Source organism: Devosia sp. P2_G7 (genome assembly GCF_056403495.1).
Window position 1 is genome coordinate 52,483 of the sequence record NZ_JBFUFI010000015.1, and the last position, 18,087, is coordinate 70,569.

At 65.6% G+C, this 18,087-nt stretch carries 14 protein-coding genes; 5 read left to right on the plus strand and 9 right to left on the minus strand.

Annotated features, from left to right (window positions below; all coding sequences use genetic code 11):
• Positions 1-78: 78 nt before the first annotated feature.
• The 4 genes from AC1DWU_RS20760 to AC1DWU_RS20775 all read right to left on the minus strand — a co-directional run bounded on the left by AC1DWU_RS20760 (position 79) and on the right by AC1DWU_RS20775 (position 7,099).
• Complete coding sequence (locus tag AC1DWU_RS20760; protein ID WP_477151908.1) at positions 79-1,992, minus strand: ABC transporter permease; 1,914 nt, start codon at positions 1,990-1,992, stop codon at positions 79-81.
• Positions 1,993-2,221: 229 nt separating this feature from the next.
• A complete protein-coding gene (locus AC1DWU_RS20765; RefSeq protein WP_477151909.1) occupies positions 2,222-3,631 on the minus strand; it encodes an ABC transporter substrate-binding protein in 1,410 nt (469 codons plus the stop codon).
• A gap of 184 nt (positions 3,632-3,815) precedes the next feature.
• Entirely contained in the window at positions 3,816-6,362 is a 2,547-nt protein-coding gene (locus AC1DWU_RS20770; RefSeq protein WP_477151910.1) for an ABC transporter permease, read from the minus strand.
• Positions 6,362-7,099: an ABC transporter ATP-binding protein gene (locus AC1DWU_RS20775; protein WP_477151911.1), complete on the minus strand. Its 738-nt coding sequence runs from the start codon at positions 7,097-7,099 to the stop codon at positions 6,362-6,364. Before AC1DWU_RS20775 ends, AC1DWU_RS20770 begins: the two co-directional genes overlap by 1 nt.
• Positions 7,100-7,293: 194 nt before the next feature.
• On the opposite strand from AC1DWU_RS20775, the gene AC1DWU_RS20780 reads away from it, so the two are divergent.
• Positions 7,294-7,785: a hypothetical protein gene (locus AC1DWU_RS20780; protein ID WP_477151912.1), complete on the plus strand. Its 492-nt coding sequence runs from the start codon at positions 7,294-7,296 to the stop codon at positions 7,783-7,785.
• A gap of 31 nt (positions 7,786-7,816) precedes the next feature.
• Here AC1DWU_RS20780 and AC1DWU_RS20785 read toward each other — a convergent pair whose 3' ends face one another.
• A complete protein-coding gene (locus tag AC1DWU_RS20785) occupies positions 7,817-8,683 on the minus strand; it encodes an NAD(P)-dependent oxidoreductase (protein ID WP_477151913.1) in 867 nt (288 codons plus the stop codon).
• Positions 8,684-9,010: 327 nt separating this feature from the next.
• On the opposite strand from AC1DWU_RS20785, the gene AC1DWU_RS20790 reads away from it, so the two are divergent.
• Positions 9,011-9,157, plus strand: a complete 147-nt coding sequence (locus AC1DWU_RS20790) for a helix-turn-helix domain-containing protein (RefSeq protein ID WP_477151914.1) — start codon at positions 9,011-9,013, stop codon at positions 9,155-9,157.
• Here AC1DWU_RS20790 and cydC read toward each other — a convergent pair.
• Positions 9,154-10,821 carry a thiol reductant ABC exporter subunit CydC gene (cydC, locus tag AC1DWU_RS20795; RefSeq protein WP_477151915.1) on the minus strand — a complete coding sequence of 556 codons (1,668 nt, stop codon included), beginning with the start codon at positions 10,819-10,821 and terminating at the stop codon, positions 9,154-9,156. The two genes, AC1DWU_RS20790 and cydC, sit on opposite strands and share 4 nt — an antisense overlap.
• Positions 10,818-12,557: a thiol reductant ABC exporter subunit CydD gene (cydD, locus tag AC1DWU_RS20800; RefSeq protein WP_477151916.1), complete on the minus strand. Its 1,740-nt coding sequence runs from the start codon at positions 12,555-12,557 to the stop codon at positions 10,818-10,820. Before cydD ends, cydC begins: the two co-directional genes overlap by 4 nt.
• Positions 12,558-12,698: 141 nt before the next feature.
• Here cydD and AC1DWU_RS20805 point away from each other — a divergent pair, with 141 nt between their 5' ends.
• The 3 genes from AC1DWU_RS20805 to cydX are packed head-to-tail and all read left to right on the plus strand — an operon-like array spanning position 12,699 to position 15,580.
• Positions 12,699-14,273, plus strand: a complete 1,575-nt coding sequence (locus tag AC1DWU_RS20805; protein WP_477151917.1) for a cytochrome ubiquinol oxidase subunit I — start codon at positions 12,699-12,701, stop codon at positions 14,271-14,273.
• An 11-nt stretch (positions 14,274-14,284) separates the two neighbouring features.
• Positions 14,285-15,433, plus strand: a complete 1,149-nt coding sequence (gene cydB, locus AC1DWU_RS20810; RefSeq protein WP_477151918.1) for a cytochrome d ubiquinol oxidase subunit II — start codon at positions 14,285-14,287, stop codon at positions 15,431-15,433.
• A 12-nt stretch (positions 15,434-15,445) separates the two neighbouring features.
• On the plus strand, positions 15,446-15,580 hold the full coding sequence (gene cydX / locus AC1DWU_RS20815) for a cytochrome bd-I oxidase subunit CydX (RefSeq protein WP_477151919.1): 135 nt from the start codon (positions 15,446-15,448) through the stop codon (positions 15,578-15,580).
• A gap of 12 nt (positions 15,581-15,592) precedes the next feature.
• Here the strand turns inward: cydX and AC1DWU_RS20820 are convergent, their stop codons facing one another.
• Both AC1DWU_RS20820 and AC1DWU_RS20825 read right to left on the minus strand, forming a co-directional pair.
• Positions 15,593-16,861, minus strand: a complete 1,269-nt coding sequence (locus AC1DWU_RS20820) for a metal-dependent hydrolase family protein (RefSeq protein WP_477151920.1) — start codon at positions 16,859-16,861, stop codon at positions 15,593-15,595.
• Positions 16,862-17,055: 194 nt separating this feature from the next.
• Positions 17,056-18,087: an aldo/keto reductase gene (locus AC1DWU_RS20825; protein WP_477151921.1), complete on the minus strand. Its 1,032-nt coding sequence runs from the start codon at positions 18,085-18,087 to the stop codon at positions 17,056-17,058.

Here is an 18,087-nt window from a genome sequence, read left to right on the forward strand (position 1 = left end):
GATGGGTGTGGCGGTCGTCACTCTGGGATCTCTCGAACAGGAAGCGGAGGGCACCGACGGCGCCCCCCGGTTTGTTTACTAGCCCTTGACGCCGCCGACGGTGAGACCGCCGACGAGGAAGCGCTGGGTGTACATGTAGAGCACCGCCACCGGCACCGCCGTCAGCAGCGACGCCGCCATCAGCTTGCCCCAGGGCAGGATGTCGCCCACCACCATCGATTGGAGGCCGATCGGCAGCGTGCGGAGCGACTCCGAGGTGATGAACACGAAGGCGAAGAGGAACTCGTTCCACGCGTTGGTGAAGGCGAACAGCGTCACCGACAGCAGTGCCGGTGCCGCCAGCGGCAGGGTGATCTTCCAGAACGCGTAGATCCGGCTCGCCCCGTCGATCATCGCCGCTTCCTCGAGCTCGACCGGGATGGTGCGGAAATAGCCGATCAGCACCCAGGTGGCGAAGGGCATCAGGAAGGTTGGGTAGGTGACGATCAGCGAGCCGTAGCTGTTGATGAGGCCCAGGTCGCTGAGGGTCTGGTAGAGCGGGATGAAGATCAGCGTGCCGGGCAAGAGGTAAGTGATCAGGATGAACGTGGTCAGCAGCCCTGCCCCGGTGAATTTCAACCGCGTCAGCGCGTAGGCGGCAAGCGCCGCGAACGTCACCGAGACGAGCGTGCTCACCGCCGCCACCAGCACCGAGTTGCGCAGCCAGGTGAGGAACTGCGAGTCGCGGATCAGCGAGACGTACTGATCGATCGTGAATGGCTCCGGCCAGAAGATCGAGGTGCGGGCGCTGATCTGTGGCGTGGTCTTGAACGAGGTGATGATCACCCAGAAGAACGGGAACAAGACGAAGATCAGGATCGGCAGCAGCACCAGCAGCCTTATCCCGATATAGATGCGCTCGTTGCGTTGCTTGGCGACATACTTCTTGCCCGGTGGGACGGGGAAGCGGCGGCCAACTGCCGTCGCGACGAGCCCGAAGCCGCGGAACAGCATGTCGAACGGCCAGAACAGGACATCGAGCACCCTGCCGAAGGCAGCCTGCACCACCCGGGCGACCCGCGCGCCGAAGCTGGGCTTGCTGTCGATGGCGGCAGCACGCTCTTCGCGCCGCATGGTCTTGGCGAGGAAGTAGATAAGGATCGCCATCAGCGGCGCCACGCTCAGCGCAATCGCGCTACCCGGGCCGTATTGCAGCGAGCCGATGGCCTTCTCGTAGGCAAGGATCGAATAGAGTTTCGTCGCGCCGCCCGGGCCACCGCCGGTCATCAGGAAGATGAGGCCGAACTGGTTGAAGGTGGAGATGAAGCTCAGCAGCAGCACGACGATGATGACGTATTTGAGCCCCGGCAGGGTGACGTAGCGGAAGCGCTGCACGGCGCTCGCGCCATCAACCTCGGCGGCTTCGAGCTGCTCGTTGTCGATCGCCTTGAGGCCGGCGAGCAGGAGGAGCGTGAAGAACGGGATGCCCTTCCAGACGTTCACCGCGATGACGCTGCCCATCGCCATCTTCGGGTCGGACAGCCAGCCCAGCGGCTTTTCGATGACGCCGAGGCCCTGGAGGATCGGGTTGAGGCCGCCGAACAGCGGATCGTAAATGCTCTTCCAGGCGAGCGCCGTGACGATTTCGGGGACGATCCAGGGCAGCAGCATGATCGCCGCGAGCAGGTCGCGGGTCGGCAGCTTGCTGTTGAGGATCATGGCAATGGTCATGCCGGTGACGAACTTGATGCTCAGCGACCACAGCGTGAAGGTGATCGTGTTCCCCATCGCCAGCAGGTAGTCGGAGTTGGTGAACAGGCGCTGGAAGTTCTTGAGACCGACATTGACGGTGTCGCCGGTCTGGAAGTTCAGCGTGGTCATGCTCATCAGGATGGCGTTGACGAAGGGCCAGAAGATCAGCCCCACCATGATCACCGCCATCGGCAGGATGAACAGGATCGCGATTTTCCAATCGCGCCCGAGTATCGCCTGCAGGCGGCGCGCGGTGGACATTGGCCGTGCTGCCCGCACTGGCGCGCTGTCTACCTGAGCCTGATCAACCATGAACTGTTCCCTTCAAAGTCTTGTATATCGCGCTTTCGGCCGAACCGGATGTGACGGCTTTGTGAACCGTTGCAGACAGCCGCGCTCACGCCCCGCGAGGGGGATGGCCGTCGTCGACGCTGTGCTATCGAAATTGGGAGGGCGGTCGCGCCGCCCTCCCTCGCATCGGACATCAGTCCTACGGCTGCGTCATGCCGCCTTCTTCGAAGATATCGCGCATCTTCTGGTGCGCATCCTTCACCGCATCGGCGGGGGCCATGCGCCCGGAGATGACGTTGGCGACGGACTGCTCCACCACGCCCTGGGCGCGGATGGCATCGACACCGGCGTTCGGATCGGCCGGCCAGGACTGGCCGAGGAACGGGTCGGTGACGCTGACCTGCTCCTTGATGACCTTCAGGTTCGGGTCGCCCGCCAGCAGTTCGTCGGTCCACAGGTTCTTGTAGGCCGGCGTGAACAGCACGCTGCCGAGCGCCGCGATCTTGCCGAAGTTCACCGGATCGAGCAGGTCGAGGGCGAGCTTCTTGGCGAGGTCGGCGTTCTTGGCGCCCTTGAACACGGTCATCCACCCGCCGACCTGGCCGCCATTGCGGCTGTCGCCGTTGTTGGCCGTCGGAGCCGGCAGCAGCACGATGTTCGGATAGACCGGGTTGTTGTCGCGCTTCGACTGCGCATAGACGCTGAACGCGTTATGCGTGTAGCCGATCTGGCCAGCGAGGAAGGCCTCGTTGTTGGACGTATCGGTCCAGCTTTCGACGCCCGGCGGCAGCATGGCGGCGTACTTGCCGTTGCGGTCGTAGGTCTCCTTGAGCCACTCGTAAGCGGCAACCGTCTCGGGCGAGTCGAACTGCACGATCTGGCCCGCCTTATCGGTGAAGTGACCACCGAAGGCCTGGATCAGGAGGATCAGGAAGCCGAAGCCGTCACCGGACTGGTTGGGGGTAACGCCCCAGCCGTAGAAATCCGGGCCGGAGATCGCCAGGGCCGCTTCGCGACGATCGCTGAAGGTCTTGAGCGAGGCCGGATCGATGCCCTTTTCCTTCAGTTTGTCGCCACGCATATAGTAGCCCGTGGTGGTGCCGATGAGCGGAACCGCCGCCCAGCGCCCGTCGAACTGGGCGGTCTTGGCCGCGTTCAGCCCCGGCATGATGTCGCCATAAAGCTTGACCGCTTCGTCGACGACGTCGGTCATGTCCTCGACCAGGTCGAGCAGGTGCAGTTGCGAGATGGAGACGTTGCTGGTGTAGGCGAAATCGGGCGGATTGCCGGCCTTGACGGCCGCCGACATCTTGCCGAGGAAATCGCCGAACGATTCCGGGTTGGTGGTCGAGATATCGAGCTCGACATTGTTGGCCTTCGCGAAAGCACTGACGGTGTCGCGGAAGGCGGTTTGCGCAGCTTCGAAATATTCGGTGCGGTGGATGACGGTCAGCTTGTCGGCCGAGCCCACCGGAAGCGGCGCGTCAGGTGCGGGCTTGGCTGCATCCTGAGCGAAAACCGGCAGGCCGCTTCCCGCGGCGAGAAGGCCGGCGCCTGTAGCAACTGTCCCCCTCAGGACGTCGCGACGGCTTAACTTCTTGAAAGTCATTAAGATTTCTCCTCCTGGTGTAGCAGTCTCTCCTAGTCACGGCTCGATCTGGCGGTTCTTCGTGCCCGCCTTGCTGATCGTAGCCTCTGCAACATTGAACAGTTTTCCTTCCGCTGCAACACGTACCTCAGCGTTCGCCGCGGATATGTTCGCTTCGAGTAGGAAACGCTTGCGGGGCGGGAGCTTACGGCTCGCGCAGGAAACCGGCCGAGCGGGCGGACAGCACGCCGATAATGGTAGTGGCGCCGAGGAAGCCGGTGATGACGATAGCGCCGAGGTCGACGGCGGCCAGCGTTGCGGCGTCGAGCGCGAAATCGACGTCGAGCAGCACCATGGTGAGGATCCAGGCGAGGGCGATGCCGAGCGGCGTCGCCAGCAAGGCCGCGAAGGCGGCCAGCAGCACGTAGTGCAGCACGGAAACGACGAGCACGTCGAATCGCTTGGCGCCGAGCACCTTGGTGATCACGGCATCGGCCTGGCGCTGCCGGCGTCCGGTGGCGAGGCTGCCGATCAGGACGAGCAGCCCGTTGCCGACGGCTAGGCCGCCGACCAGCGAGGCGGCGAGGGACAGCTGGCCCAGGGCCCGGGTGATCTGCTCGAGCGTGGCGCCGATGGCGATGAAGCGGACATCGGGGAGCGTGGTCGCGAGCATGCGCTCCACCGCCTCTTCGCGGCCGGGGGCGGCGGTGACGGCGCCGAGCAGGGTCGAGGGGTAGGCCTCGAGCACGCCGGGCGAGAAGGTGGCGAGGAAATCGATGCCGCCCTGCCAGGAATAGTCACGGAAGTTCGCGACTTCCGCGGTGATGGTTTCGCCGAAGATCTGGAAGGACAGCTTGTCGCCGAGGTTGACGCCCAGCCCGGAGCGGAGGCTCTGGTGCAGCGAAACCAGCGGCGGGCCCTGGTAGTCGTCGGCCCACCACTGGCCGGCCACGAGTTTGGAGGTGGTCGGGAGGTGCTGGCGGTAGGTCAGCGGGATTTCGCCCGAGAGCAGGAACGAGGCTTCGGGTCCGCGCGGCTGCAGCAGGGCCGCCGGCTTGTCGTTCAACGCGCCGAGGGCGCCGCGCAGCATCGGGGTGGCGGAGAAGGCGGTGACGTCGCCGCCGGAGTCTTCCATGGCCTGCAGGGTTTCGACTTCGTCGGGGAAGAGGTCGGAGGCAACGAGCGTGGGAGCGTCGAACACCGAGGCACCGAGATATTCGTTGCGGAGGTTCACCTGCAGCACCAGCACGACCACCAGCATGGCAAGCGCCAGCCCGACCGAGACGACGACGGAGGAGGCGTTGTTGCCGGTGGTCGCGATATTGCGCAGGGCGTAGCGCAGCACCCGGTTGCGGGGCTCGGGCAGGCGGTGCAGCGCGTAGCGGGCGACAACGATGCCGAGCTGGAACAGCAGCACCGACAGGATGCTGACGATGCCGAAGGCGGCGACCAGCATCGGGTCGTCGGTCATGACGATCGCGAGCCACAGGAACAGCGCGCCGGCGAACAGCAGCGGCAGGATGCGCGCGGAGAGCAGCAGCTTGCCCCACTCGATCGGCGGGGCGGCGAGGCCCTTGGAGCGGAACAGCGTCACCGGGCTGATGGTCTGCGCCTGCTGCAGCGGCAAGTAAGAGAAGGCAAAGGCAGTGATGAGGCCGACGCCCGCGGCGACCAGCAGCGGCTGTACATGCAGGGTTGGCGCCAGATGCACTCCGACGGCGCCGCCGATGATCGGCAGCGCGAGGAGCGCGGTGCCGGCGCCGATCACGAGGCCGATGCCGACCCCGATGGCGGCCAGGGCGGCGATCTGGGCGAAGAAATGGATGAAGATGCGTGCCTTGCCGGAGCCCATGCTGCGCAGCACCGCGATGACATTGGCGCGTTCGGCGACATAAGCCGAGATGCTGGTCCAGACGCTGACGCCGCCGATCAGCAGCGAAGCAAGGCCGACGATGACCAGGAAGCGCATGAACAGGTCGTAATAGCGCACCATCGGGCCCAGACCTTCGCGGGCGGAACGCACGGTCCAGCTGGGGTCGGCGAGCGCGGCTTCGAGCGCAGCCTTGCCGGAATCGGCATCGCCTTCGGTGAGCAGCACCTTGTAGCGGAAGAAGGTGCCGAGGCCGGGTAGCGGCGAGGTGCGATCGGAGAGGATGGCAAGGGCGTCGGTGGTGATGACGGCGGGGAGGCCGAGGCGGAAGCCGCGCACTGCGGCATCGGGCAGGCTGGCCAGCACGCCGCGGGCCTGGAAATCGGTGCCGCCGATCTGCAGCGTGTCGCCGATGGAGATGCTTAGCTGATCGAGCATCAGCGGATTGACCAGCGCGCCAAACATGCCGTCGCGGTAGGCGAGGAAATCGAACGGGGTTTCACCTGCCGGCAATTGCGCGCTGCCGACAGCACCGAGCAGCGGGTAGCTGTCGCCGACGGAGATCAGATCGACAAAGGCGTCCGCGTCCCCGACTTCGGCGCGCACGTTGGTGTCGATGACACTGGAGACCTTGCCGAAGCCCGAGATCAGCGCGAGCTCCTCGGGGGTCGCCTGGCGGTCGGCGCGGGACAACTCGACATCGCCGCCCATCAGCACCGCGGCGTTCTCCTCGACTGCCTGGCGGATGCTGGCGCCGACCGAGCTGACGCCGGAGATCAGCGCCGTGCCGACGGCGAGGCAGATGATCAACAAGCCGAAGCGGCGCATGTCGCCGCGCATATCGAGCAGGCCGATGCGGATGGCTGCCAGCAGGGCTCGCATCAGGCGCGGACCGTCTCGACCAGGTCGCCCTGGGTCATGGTGAACACCCGGTCGGCGCGCGCCGCGAGCGACGGATCGTGGGTGATGAGGACCACCGCTGTGCCCTGGCGGCGGGCTAGGTCGAACATCAGGTCGACCACGACGGCACCGGTCTGCTGGTCGAGATTGCCGGTCGGCTCGTCGGCCAGCAACAGGCGCGGCTTGGCGATCATGGCGCGGGCCAGCCCGACGCGCTGCTGCTCGCCGCCCGAGAGCGCGGCAGGCCGGTGATCGAGCCGATCGCCGAGGCCGACGGCGGCCAGCGCCGCAGCCGCAGCCTCGCGCACCTGGGCCAATGGCAGGTCTGGCGAGGCGATCTCGAGGGCGAGGCCAACATTGTCCAAGGCTGTCAGCGAGGGGATCAAATGGAAGCTCTGGAAAACAATTCCCAAAGTGTTGCGCCGAAACACCGCCAGTTCATCTTCGGTCAGTAAGGAAAGATCCTGTCCGGCGACGACCACCTTGCCGGAGGTGGCCCGCTCGAGCCCCGCCAGCAGCATCAGCAGCGAGGTTTTGCCGCTGCCTGAAGGCCCAACAATCGCTGCAACTTCAGAGGCTTCGACCCGAAGCCCGACATTGCGAAGAATGTGCAGCGGGCGTGAGGCGACCTCCAAAGTGTAGTTCACGCCGGAAGCGTCAACTATCGGCTGTGCTGCCGAAGGGAGCGGGCTGGCGTTGTGGTCTTGGATCAGTGCCATTTGGGACTTGCGGTAGGGGCCAAAGCAAAACAATGTGCGGCCGATCTTGCTTATTTCGGTCCGCGGCATGATCTCTGGCATCGCCGGGCGGGCAAGTCAAAATGGAACCGAGCTGAATACCCGGTCGCTTACAGATTTCGGTGTTCTTGGGGACGCGGTGCGCCGATGGAGGGCGTGTGAAGATGAGACGGCATTTGCAAGCAGCCGTAGCCGTGGCAGCGATGGCCCTGACGGGGCCGGCGTTGGCCGGGCCGGTAGAACTGCTGGAGTCCTATGTCGGCGACTGGAAGGGCACGGGAGCGCTGGTCGGGGGCCAGAACCCTGAACCGTTCAAGTGCCGGCTTGGCATATCGAAGGGTAACCTGAACAAGATCAACTACGCCGGCCGTTGCAGCCTGGTCGACATGACGCTGTCAGTCAGCGGCACGATTGCCTACGACGACAAGGCCCAGCGCTATCAGGCAGCGATGAGCTCGAACGCTGGCTTCACCGGCGTTGCCGTTGGGCGCATCGCTGGCGACACGGTCAGTTTCGACCTGCGCGAAAAGCAGAAGGATCGCGGCGGAAACGATGTCCGCATCGGTTCGCGCATCCTGTTGAATGGCGGCTCCATCACCGTCGACTTCGAGGTCGAGTTCAACGATTCCGGCCAGGTCCTCACTGCCTCGGTGCCGTTCGCCCGGTAATCCGACACGACGCGACAGGACTCGAGCGCGCTCAGCGCTCGAGCCGGGCGAGCAGGCTCGAGGTATCCCAGCGCCTGCCGCCCATTGCCTGTACTTCGGCGTAGAACTGATCGACGAGCGCCGTCAGAGGGAGCTTGGCACCATTGGCGCGGGCTTCCTCGAGCACGATGCCGAGGTCCTTGCGCATCCAGTCGACGGCGAAGCCGAAATCGAACTTGCCGGCATTCATGGTCTTGTAGCGGTTTTCCATCTGCCAGGACTGCGCCGCGCCCTTCGAGATCACGTCGATCACCGCCTCGATATCCATGCCCGACTGCTTACCGAAATGGATGGCCTCGGCGAGGCCCTGCACTACACCGGCAATGCAGATCTGGTTCATCATCTTGGCGAGCTGGCCGGCACCGGACGGCCCGAGCAGCCGGGCCGCCTTGGCAAAGCTCATGATGGTCGGCTGCGCCGCGTCGAAAACCGGCTGGTCGCCGCCCACCATCACGGTAAGCTGACCGTTCTCGGCGCCGGCCTGGCCACCTGATACCGGGGCATCGAGAAAGCCGAAGCCGGCTGCGGTAGCGGCAGCGTGCAGTTCGCGCGCGATGCCAGCTGAGGCAGTGGTGTGATCGACGAAGATCGCGCCCTTGCGAACACTCTTGAAGGCGCCATTGTCGCCCAGCGTCACTTCGCGCAGGTCGTTGTCGTTGCCGACGCAGGCGAACACGATGTCTTGGCCCTCGGCGGCCTCGGCGGGCGTTTTCGCGAGCTTCCCGCCATGCTCCGAAACCCACTTTTCGGCCTTGGCGGTGGTGCGGTTGTAAACGGTGACCTCGTGCCCCTTGGCCTGCAAATGGCGCGCCATCGGATAGCCCATCACGCCGAGCCCGAGGAATGCTGCTTTCACCATTTGTCGTCCGTCCTTGCTGTCTGCTGAGTGTGGCGCCGAGGCGAGCGCTGCCGCACCATCTGCAATTGGCGCCGGACATTCAACCGGTCCGATAGTCGGTTATCGACACGCACCGGCTAAGTGACGGAAGCGGCGGAACTTTTGATCTGGATCAAAGCGATCCGTCGTTGCGCATGATCGCCTTGGCCCCTTCAAGCAAGGACCGCCAAATGCCGCCCGAAGCCATCATCGTCGTTACCGCCGTGATCATCGCCTTCAGCCTGCTGATGGGCACGCTGGCCTGGGTGCTGTGGTACGCCAAACCTGGCCCCCGGGACTGATTGCCGCGTGCGACAAACCTCACCACGGCCGCGCCGCGTTGAGACAGTATCGCGGCAGCTGACCAAGCTGCGCCAGCTCGGGACGATCAGCATCACCAACAACCGCACCATCGAGGTGGACGATCTCGCCTCGCTCCGGGTGCGCTGCGGCTAGGCCGCCGCGTGACGGCGCTCGGACAGCTTGCCGGCACGCAGTTCCAGCACGCGCGTGAAACTTGGCGGCACCGCAGCGTGGGTAATGACGATGGCGGTGCGGCCGCGGGTCAGCACGGGCAGTTCGGCAAGGAAGGCGGCCTCGGTTTCGAAATCGAGGCCGCTGCTCGGCTCGTCGAAGACCACGACATCGGCTTCAGACAGCAGGGTGCGGGCAAGGCAGATGCGGCGCGCCTGCCCGGCCGACAAGGTGCGGCCGGCCTCGCCAACGACGGCATCGAGTTGCGCCGGCAGGGTGCGGACGAAATCGGCGAGGTGCACGGCTTCGAGCACGTGCCAGAGGTCTGCATCGTCGGCAGTGTCGCGCCCGATGCGGAGGTTGGCGCGGATGGTGTCGAGGAATACCGGCGCATCCTGCGTCATCAGCGCGATGCGCTTGCGCAGGTCGGCCCCCGCCAGATCGCGGAGGTCGCTGCCGTTGAGGCGGACGGTGCCGGCATCAGGATCGGCGAGGCGGAGCAGCAGTTGCGCGATGGTGGACTTGCCCGCGCCGCTTGGGCCGGCGATCGCCACACACTCGCCCGTGCGGATGGAGAAGCTCAGGTCGTCAACGATCGGGCGGGTTGGGTCGTAGCCGAAACGGACGGCTTCGAATTGCACCGATCCGCCCGGCGGAATCGGCAGGGGCGTCGCGGGCTCGGTGATCGCCGGTGCGCTGGTGGCGATGGCCTGCAGCCGATCGGCGGCGGCAGCCGCGCCGGCGAGACGGGTGGCGCTGCGCACCAGCAAGGCCGAGGCTTCGAAGCTGGCAATGATAGCGAGCAGCAAGCCGGCCAGCAGCGGGCCGCCGATCTGCTGCGCCTCAAGGGCGCCGAAGCCGGCGACCAAGGTGCCAATCAACGCGGCGCCGGCTAATAGCTGCACCAGCGCCGCGGCAATTGCCGCGTGTAGCCCGAGGCGACGTCGCGCGCCGGACAATCGATCAGCCGCCTGCCCCGAGCTCGCAATCGCCTCGCCGCGCGCGCCGAACAGCGCGAGGTCCTGGTGGCCATCGATACCGTCGAGCACCAACCGCCGCAGCGCTGCACCAGCAGCAACCACCTCGGCGCCGACAGCTCGCGAGGCCAGCACCAGGCCGACCGGTACCAACAGCACAGCTGCGAAGAACAGCAGCGCATAGACCACCGCCGCGCCGGGCAGCAGCCAGGCGAGGACGACGGTCATCGCCAGCCCGGCCAGCACGGCGGTGCTGATCGGACCCAACGCGACGAGGAACAGCGTGTCGAGCGCTTCGACATCGGCCAGCAACCGGCTGACGAGATCGCCGCGGCCGAAGCGGCGGCCCAGCGGCACCAGCGGGAACAGTCTTGCGAACAGCCATGCCCTGAGATCGGAGAGCAGCCGCAACGTCATGTCGTGGCCGCTCAGCTTTTCGCCGTAGCGCGACAGGATGCGGATGAACGAGAGGCCACGCACCCCTGCCGACGGGGCGAAGATGTTGAAGGCCGAGCCCAGGGTGCTGAGTGCCGCCGCGGTGAGGAACCAGCCCGACAATCCCAATAGCCCGATGCCCGCTGCAAGCGTCAGCAGCGACAGCAGCAGGGTCAGTAGCATCGGCCTCTTCAGCCGGGCGAATAGCGGGGCGAAGGCGAGAATGGCTTTCATGCCGCCCCCGCAGTGCGGTGGGCGACCACCGGTTTGGGCGCAGGGAGCAGCTTGCCGCCGGCGATGCGGAACACCTTGTCCATGCGCGCGGCGACGGCATGCGAGTGGGTGGCGACGATCAGCGTGCGACCTGCCGCGAACTCCGCGAGCCCATCGAGCACCAGCGCCTCGGTTGCGGCATCGAGATGGGCGGTCGGTTCATCGAGCAGCACCAGGCCGGGGTCACGGAGATAGATGCGCGCCAGCGCGATGCGCTGGATCTCGCCGCCGGAGAGGCCGAGCCCATCTTCGCCCAGCCGCGTCGCCAATCCTTCGGGCAGTGCATCCGCGAAATCGGCTACGCGCGCCTGCTGCGCAGCCAGCCGGACCGCCGCGTGGTCAGCATCCCGGCGGCCGAGCCGGATATTGTCGGCGATGCTGCCGGCAAACAGGCGCGGGCGCTGGCCGAGCATGGCGACGCGCCTGCGCAGGTCGGGCTCGGCGACGGCGGCGAGTGGGTGGAGGTCGATGCGGATATCGCCGGTGAACTCACGCAACCCGGCGATGGCTTCGAGCAGCGTCGATTTGCCAATGCCGCTGGCGCCGAGGATGGCGATTTGCACGCCCGGCTCGAGCAGGAGATGGGCCGCTTCGATCACTGGCCTACCGGCGGGATCGGCAATCGTCACGCCGCTGAGTTCGAGCGTCGCCGGCCCGCTCGATCCAATCGCCGGGGCCGCGGCAACGGCCGGCGGCGCCGCCTCCGGCAATGCATCGAACTCCTGCTCGATCGCGGCGGCGGCCGCCCTGGCCGAGGCGCGGTCGTGGTAGTGGGCGGCGAGGAGGCGTAGCGGCTGGTATACCTCGGGCGCCATCAGCAGGCAGAACAAGCCGGCCTGCAGGGTGAGTTCGGTGCCGCGCACGGTCACCAGATCGAGGAAGGTGAGGCCGACGTACAGCGCCACGCCGGCGACCCCGAGCGCGGCAAAGAACTCGAGCACCGCCGAGCTGAGGAATGCGATCCGCATCACCCGCATGGTGCGGACCCGCAGCTCTTCCGACGCCAGCCGCACCCGCGCCGTCTCCGCCTCGTCCTGCCCGAACAGTTTCAGCGTCACCAGCCCGCGCAGCCGGTCGGCGAAGCGGCCGCTCAACCGGTTCAGGGCACTCGCCTGCGAACGGCTCGCCGCTTCGGCACCCCAGCCGGCCAGCGCCATGAACACCGGGATCAGTGGCGCCGAAATCAGGAACAGCAACCCGACGATCCAATCGACCGAGAAAGCGATGGCGGCAAACGCAACTGGCAGGATCGCCGCCTGCACCATCGCGGGCAGATAGCGGGTGAAATAGCCATCCAGCGCCTCGACCTGCTCCAGGACGGTGCTCGACAGCGCGCCAGAACTTTTCGACGCGGTCCAGGTCGGCGAGCGGCGCAGCAAATCCAACACCAACCCGGCGCGCAGCCGCTGCTTGATCGCTTCGCCGAACTGCACGGCCGCCATTTCGCCAACCGTGCCGAGCCCGATGCGGATCATGAGGATCGTCGCGAGCAGCAGCACCTGCGGGATCAGCGTCGCCAGCCCTGCCCCGTCGACGATGGCCCGATGCAGCAGCGCCGCCAGCACCAGGGCCTGCGCCACCAACAAGGCACCGGCGAGCAGCGGCAAGCCGAGGACTGCCGCAAGCAACGGCCTGTCGGCGGCCGCGAGGCGGTTCAGCCAGCGGCCCTGTGCGGCAATTTGAGCCTTATCTTCCATCAAGCTTCCGTCTGGAGAAGGTCTCCTAGCATAAGTAATAGTAGCGCGGCGTTGCGTTGATCTGGATCAACGCGATGCGACGCGAATGCAGCTATTGCGGCAAGCATGCCGGCGACAGCCGGACAACACGAGGCATTCCCCATGGTCGATCCCATCGTCGTCGATCTGTCGCGCATCCAGTTCGCTGCGACAGCGATGTACCACTTTCTGTTCGTACCACTCACCCTCGGCCTTTCCTTCATCATGGCCATCATGGAGAGCGTCTACGTGATGACCGGGCGGGTCGTCTGGCGCAAGGCGACACTGTTCTGGGGCGTGTTGTTCGGCATCAACTTCGCGATGGGCGTCGCCACCGGCATCGTGATGGAATTCCAGTTCGGGATGAACTGGAGCTATTACAGCCACTATGTCGGCGACGTGTTCGGCGCGCCGCTCGCCATGGAAGGGCTGATGGCCTTCTTCCTCGAGGCGACGCTGGTCGGGCTGTTCTTCTTCGGCTGGGACCGGCTGAAGCCGGTGACGCATCTCGCCGTCACCTGGCTGGTGGCGCTGGGCGCAAACTTCTCGGCGCTGTGGATTTTGATCGCTAATGGCTGGATGCAGAACCCGGTGGGCGCGGCCTTCAACCCCGATACCATGCGCATGGAAGTCACCGACTTCATGGCCGTGCTGTTCAACTCGGTGGCGCAGGCGAAGTTCGTCCACACTGTCTCGGCCGGCTATGTCTGCGGCTCGATCTTCGTGCTCGCCGTCAGCGCCATCTTCCTCCTCAGCGGCAAGCACGTTGAATTGGCCAAGCGCTCGATGGTGGTCGCCGCCAGCTTCGGCCTCGCCTCGGCGCTGTCGGTGGTCGTCCTCGGCGACGAGTCGGGCTATGTCGCGACCGAGCACCAGAAGATGAAGATCGCCGCGATGGAGGCGATGTACGAGACCGAGCCGGCCCCGGCCGCGCTCACCCTGTTCGCCATTCCAGGCAGCGACGGACGGCCTGCCTTCGAGGTGCAGTTCCCGTGGGTGCTCGGCCTCATCACCACCCGTTCGCTCGATCGCGACCTGCCGGGGATTACCGAGCTGACCGAGCATGCGGCGCTGCGCATCGCCAGCGGCATCGAAGGCTACAAGGCGCTGAACGCGATCCAGGCCGACCCCAATGACGCGACGGCGCGGGGGATCTTCGACGAGCGCAAGGCCGACCTCGGCTATGCGCTACTGGTCAAGAAGTACCGGCCGGATGTCGAGAACGCCACCGGCGAGGAGATCGCCCAGGCGGCGCTCGACACCGTACCCGACGTCTGGCCGCTGTTCTGGAGCTTCCGCATCATGGTGGGCGCTGGGTTCTTCTTCATCGCGTTCTTCGCGCTGTGGTTCTGGAAGGCCTCGACCAACCGCATTGAGAGGCCGCGCTGGCTATTGTGGATCACTGTGGCCGTGCTGCCGCTGCCCTGGATCGCCATCGAGTCGGGCTGGTTCATCGCCGAGTACGGGCGACAGCCGTGGGTGGTGGAGGGCGTATTGCCCACCTTCTATGCCGCCTCGGGCCTCCACTTCTCGGACCTCGTCATCTCGCTGGGCTTCTTCATGGTGCTCTACACCGCGCTGCTCGTCGTCATGATCTGGCTGATGGTGCGCACCATCCAGCATGGCCCATCCGACAAGCTGAACTTCGATCAGTCGGTCGAGCCGGTCGAAACGGCAGCCGTCATTCCCGCCAAGTAAGGAGCAGCAAGATGAGCACTATTCCTCTCGACTACGAGACGCTGCGCATCCTGTGGTGGGCGCTACTCGGCATCCTCCTCATCGGCTTTGCCATCATGGGCGGCCGCGATCTCGGCGTCGGCGCACTGCTGCCCTTCGTCGCCCGCACCGATGAAGAGCGCCGCGTCCTGATCAACCTCGTCGGACCCACCTGGGAGGGCAACCAGGTGTGGCTGATCCTTGGCGGCGGCGCGATCTTCGCCGCCTGGCCGCCGCTCTATGCAGTGAGCTTTTCCGGCTTCTACATTGCCATGATCGTCATCCTCCTGGCGCTCATCCTGAGGCCGGTCGGCTTCAAGTTCCGCGGCAAGGTCAGCAATCCGCGCTGGCGCGCCGTGTGGGATACTGCGCTGTTTATCGGCGGCTTCGTGCCATCGGTGGTGCTGGGGGTCGCGGTCGGCAACGTGCTGATCGGCGTGCCGTTCCAGGTCGATGCCACCCTGCGCATCACCTATTCGGGCAACTTCTTCGGCCTCCTCACGCCGTTCGCGCTGCTGGCCGGGCTGACCAGCCTCGCGATGATCGTGACCCAGGGCGCCACCGTCATTGCCGGACGCACCGAGGGCGAGATCGCGGCGCGGGCCCGCCGCTATGGCCGCTGGGCGGCGCTGGCCACCATCGTGCTGTTCGTCCTTGGCGGGCTCTACGCGATGTACGGACTCGATGGCTTCCGGCTCGCCAGTGCGCCGGAGCCGTTCGCCCCGTCGAACCCGCTCGGCAAAGACGTGGTCATCGAGGCCGGCGCCTGGCGCGGCAACTATGCGGCGATGCCGTGGATGGCGGTAGCGCCGATCCTGGCGCTGCTCGGCAGCTTTGTCGCCTGGTGGGGGCTCGGCGCCCGCGCTGGAATTGTGAGCATACTCGGCTCCAGCGCTGCGATCACCGGCATCATCGTCACGGCCGGACTGACGCTGTTCCCGTTCCTGTTGCCCTCCTCGATCCACCCGGAGTCGAGCCTCACCGTGTGGGACGCCTCGTCGAGCCAGCTGACGCTCTTCGTCATGCTATGCGCCACCATCGTCTTCCTGCCGATCATCCTCGCCTACACCGGCTGGGTCTACCGGGTGATGCGCGGGCCGGTGACGACGCAGAGCTTCGGCCGCAACCCCAACGCTTATTAGGGAGCCCCTCCGATGTGGTATTTTTCCTGGATCCTCGGCGTCGGCCTCGCCTGCAGCTTTGGCATCCTCAACGCCATGTGGTTCGAGTTCCGCGAGGACGCGAACAACGCCAAGGCGAAGCCGGACGACACGCGTCCGGCCACCTGACGGAAGGGCCGGCTAGGGCGCGAGAGTGTTCTTGTAGATCTTGCCGGCCTTCATGATCACCACGAAGTTGGTGGGATCGGCCACCAGCTGGATGTTCTCGAGCGGATCGCCGTCGACCAGCAGCAAATCGGCCAGCGCGCCTTCCTCGACGACGCCGAGCTTGCCCGGATAGGGGTTGCGGAGGCCGGTCAGCTGCAGCAGTTCGCCGTTGGTGCCGGTGGCCATCGCCAGCGCTTCGGCCGGGGTGTACCAGTTGGTGAGCAGCGTCAGGATGTGCCCCTGCATCTGCGCCATGGCGGGCGAGAACAGGACATCGGTGCCGAAGGCGGTCTTGATCCCATACTTCTTGGCCCAGCCATAGATGCGGTCGGTGCCGCTAATCACCTGGCGCAGCTGCCGGCGGCTCTCGTCGGAAAGCGGGGTGCCCTCCTCGAAACTCGAATCGAACGGCTGGGTCGAGAGCCAGACGCCCTTTTCGGCCATCGCCTTCGCGTCGGCTTCATTCATCAGATGGCCGTGCTCAATGACCTTTACGCCGGCTGCCAGGCTGCGCTCGATCGCTTCGGACGTGTAGGCATGCACCGCCACGTAAGTGCCCCAGTTCTCCGCCGCCTCCACGGCGGCGCGTAGTTCCTCGCTGGTGAAGGTCGAGACGTCGAGGGGGCTGAAGGGTGAAGCGACGCCACCTCCCGCCGTCAGCTTGATCTGCGAGGCACCCAGCATCAACTGCTCACGTGCCCGCATCCGCACCTCATCGGGGCTGTCGGCGATCATCGCCATGCCGAGCTCTTCCATCCGGCTCAATTCACCGGGCCGGCGCGGCAGCTCGTGCAGCTGGCGGAAATCGCCGTGGCCGCTGGTGACGCTGATGATGGCGCCTGAGGGATAGATCCGGGGACCTGCGACGAGCCCCTCATCGATGGCGCGCTTCAGCGAAAAACTGTAGCCGCCCATGTCGCGCACGGTGGTGAAGCCGCGCATCAGCGTCGCCTCGGCCTCCGCGGCGGCCTGCAGGGTGGTGTAGCCGGAGTCGTTGTTAAGACCTTCCTCGGGCGTCGACCTGATGAGCATGGCGTGCCAGTGCGCGTCGATCAGGCCCGGCATCAGCACCCGGCCATCGCCGTCGATCACCGTAGCGTCGTCGGCGGTTATCGCATCGGCGGAGATGGTTTCGATAACGCCGTCGCGGACCAGCACATTGCTGGGCTCTGTCAACGCGTCGCCCTTTCCGTCAAATATTCGTACGTTTTCGTACAATGTGGCGCTGGTGACTTGTGCCATTGCCGGCACCGTCAGCAATGTTGTCGCAATTTCAAATGCAATGCCGCAGACGATAGATATCGATATCTTTTTGAACATCTTCATCTCCACATGCGTAATGTGTGATCCAACGTGCATAGATCGACATTAATTACATATCAGACCATTGCCAGAGATGTTGACTCAATTTTTCTGCTGATTGCAGGCGAGCGCGGCTACGGCGTCGGCGCATCGGGGCGTAACAGGCCCTCGTGCTTCAGCGCTGCCCAGAGCTGGTCGGGCACCGGCACCCGCATGCTCTCGACATTGCGGCGCGGGTGATCCGGGTGGAACCCGCCCGGGATCACCGAGGCGACGATCGGATGATGCAGGGTGAACTGCAGCGCGGCAGCGGCCAGCGGCACGCCATGCCGCTCGCACACCGCCTGCATGCGGCCGATACGGGCCAACTGTTCCTCGTTGGCGATCTGGTAGTTGTAACGAGCACCGTGCACCGGGCCGGTGGCGAGGATCCCGGAGGCGAAGACACCGCCGATGATCACACCGACGCCGCGCGCCTCGCAAAGCGGAAACTCGGTATCGAGCACCGGCTGTTCGGCGAGCGTGTAAGGCAACGCCACGAGGAAGAAATCGAGATCGAAGCGTTCGAGGAAGCGCGGGATGGTGCCCATGCGGTTGACCCCCGCGCCAATCGCCTTGATCAGCCCCGCCGCCTTCAGCTCGCTTAACGCACGCATACCGCCGCCGGCATCGAGCTCGTCGAGGTGCTTTGCCACCAGCTCCTCGGAGCCGAGATTGGCGAGGTCGAGGTCGTGAATGACCAGCAGATCGACGCGGTTGAGCCGCAGCCGCTGCAGACTGTCCTCGTAGCTGCGCATCACCCCGGCATAGGTGTAGTCGTGCCGGTGCTCGAATTTCAGCCCGTTGGGCCAGCTCCGCTCGCTGACCTCGAAAGCCGCGACATCGTCGGGCGCGAACAACACCCGGCCGACCTTGGTCGAAACGATCGCCTCACCCGGTGGACGGAGATACAGCCCGCGCCCGGTGCGGTGTTCGCTGAGCCCGCGGCCGTACCAGGGCGAGGTATCGTAGAAGCGCACACCCGCCTCCCAGGCCGCGTCCATGGTGGCATCGGCCTGGCTATCCGGGATCACGTTGAAGATGTTGCCGAAGGCTGCGCCACCGAACCCGAGCTGCGGCAGCTCGAGATTGGTCCGGCCGAGCCGGCGCAGCTTGAACGGGTCCAT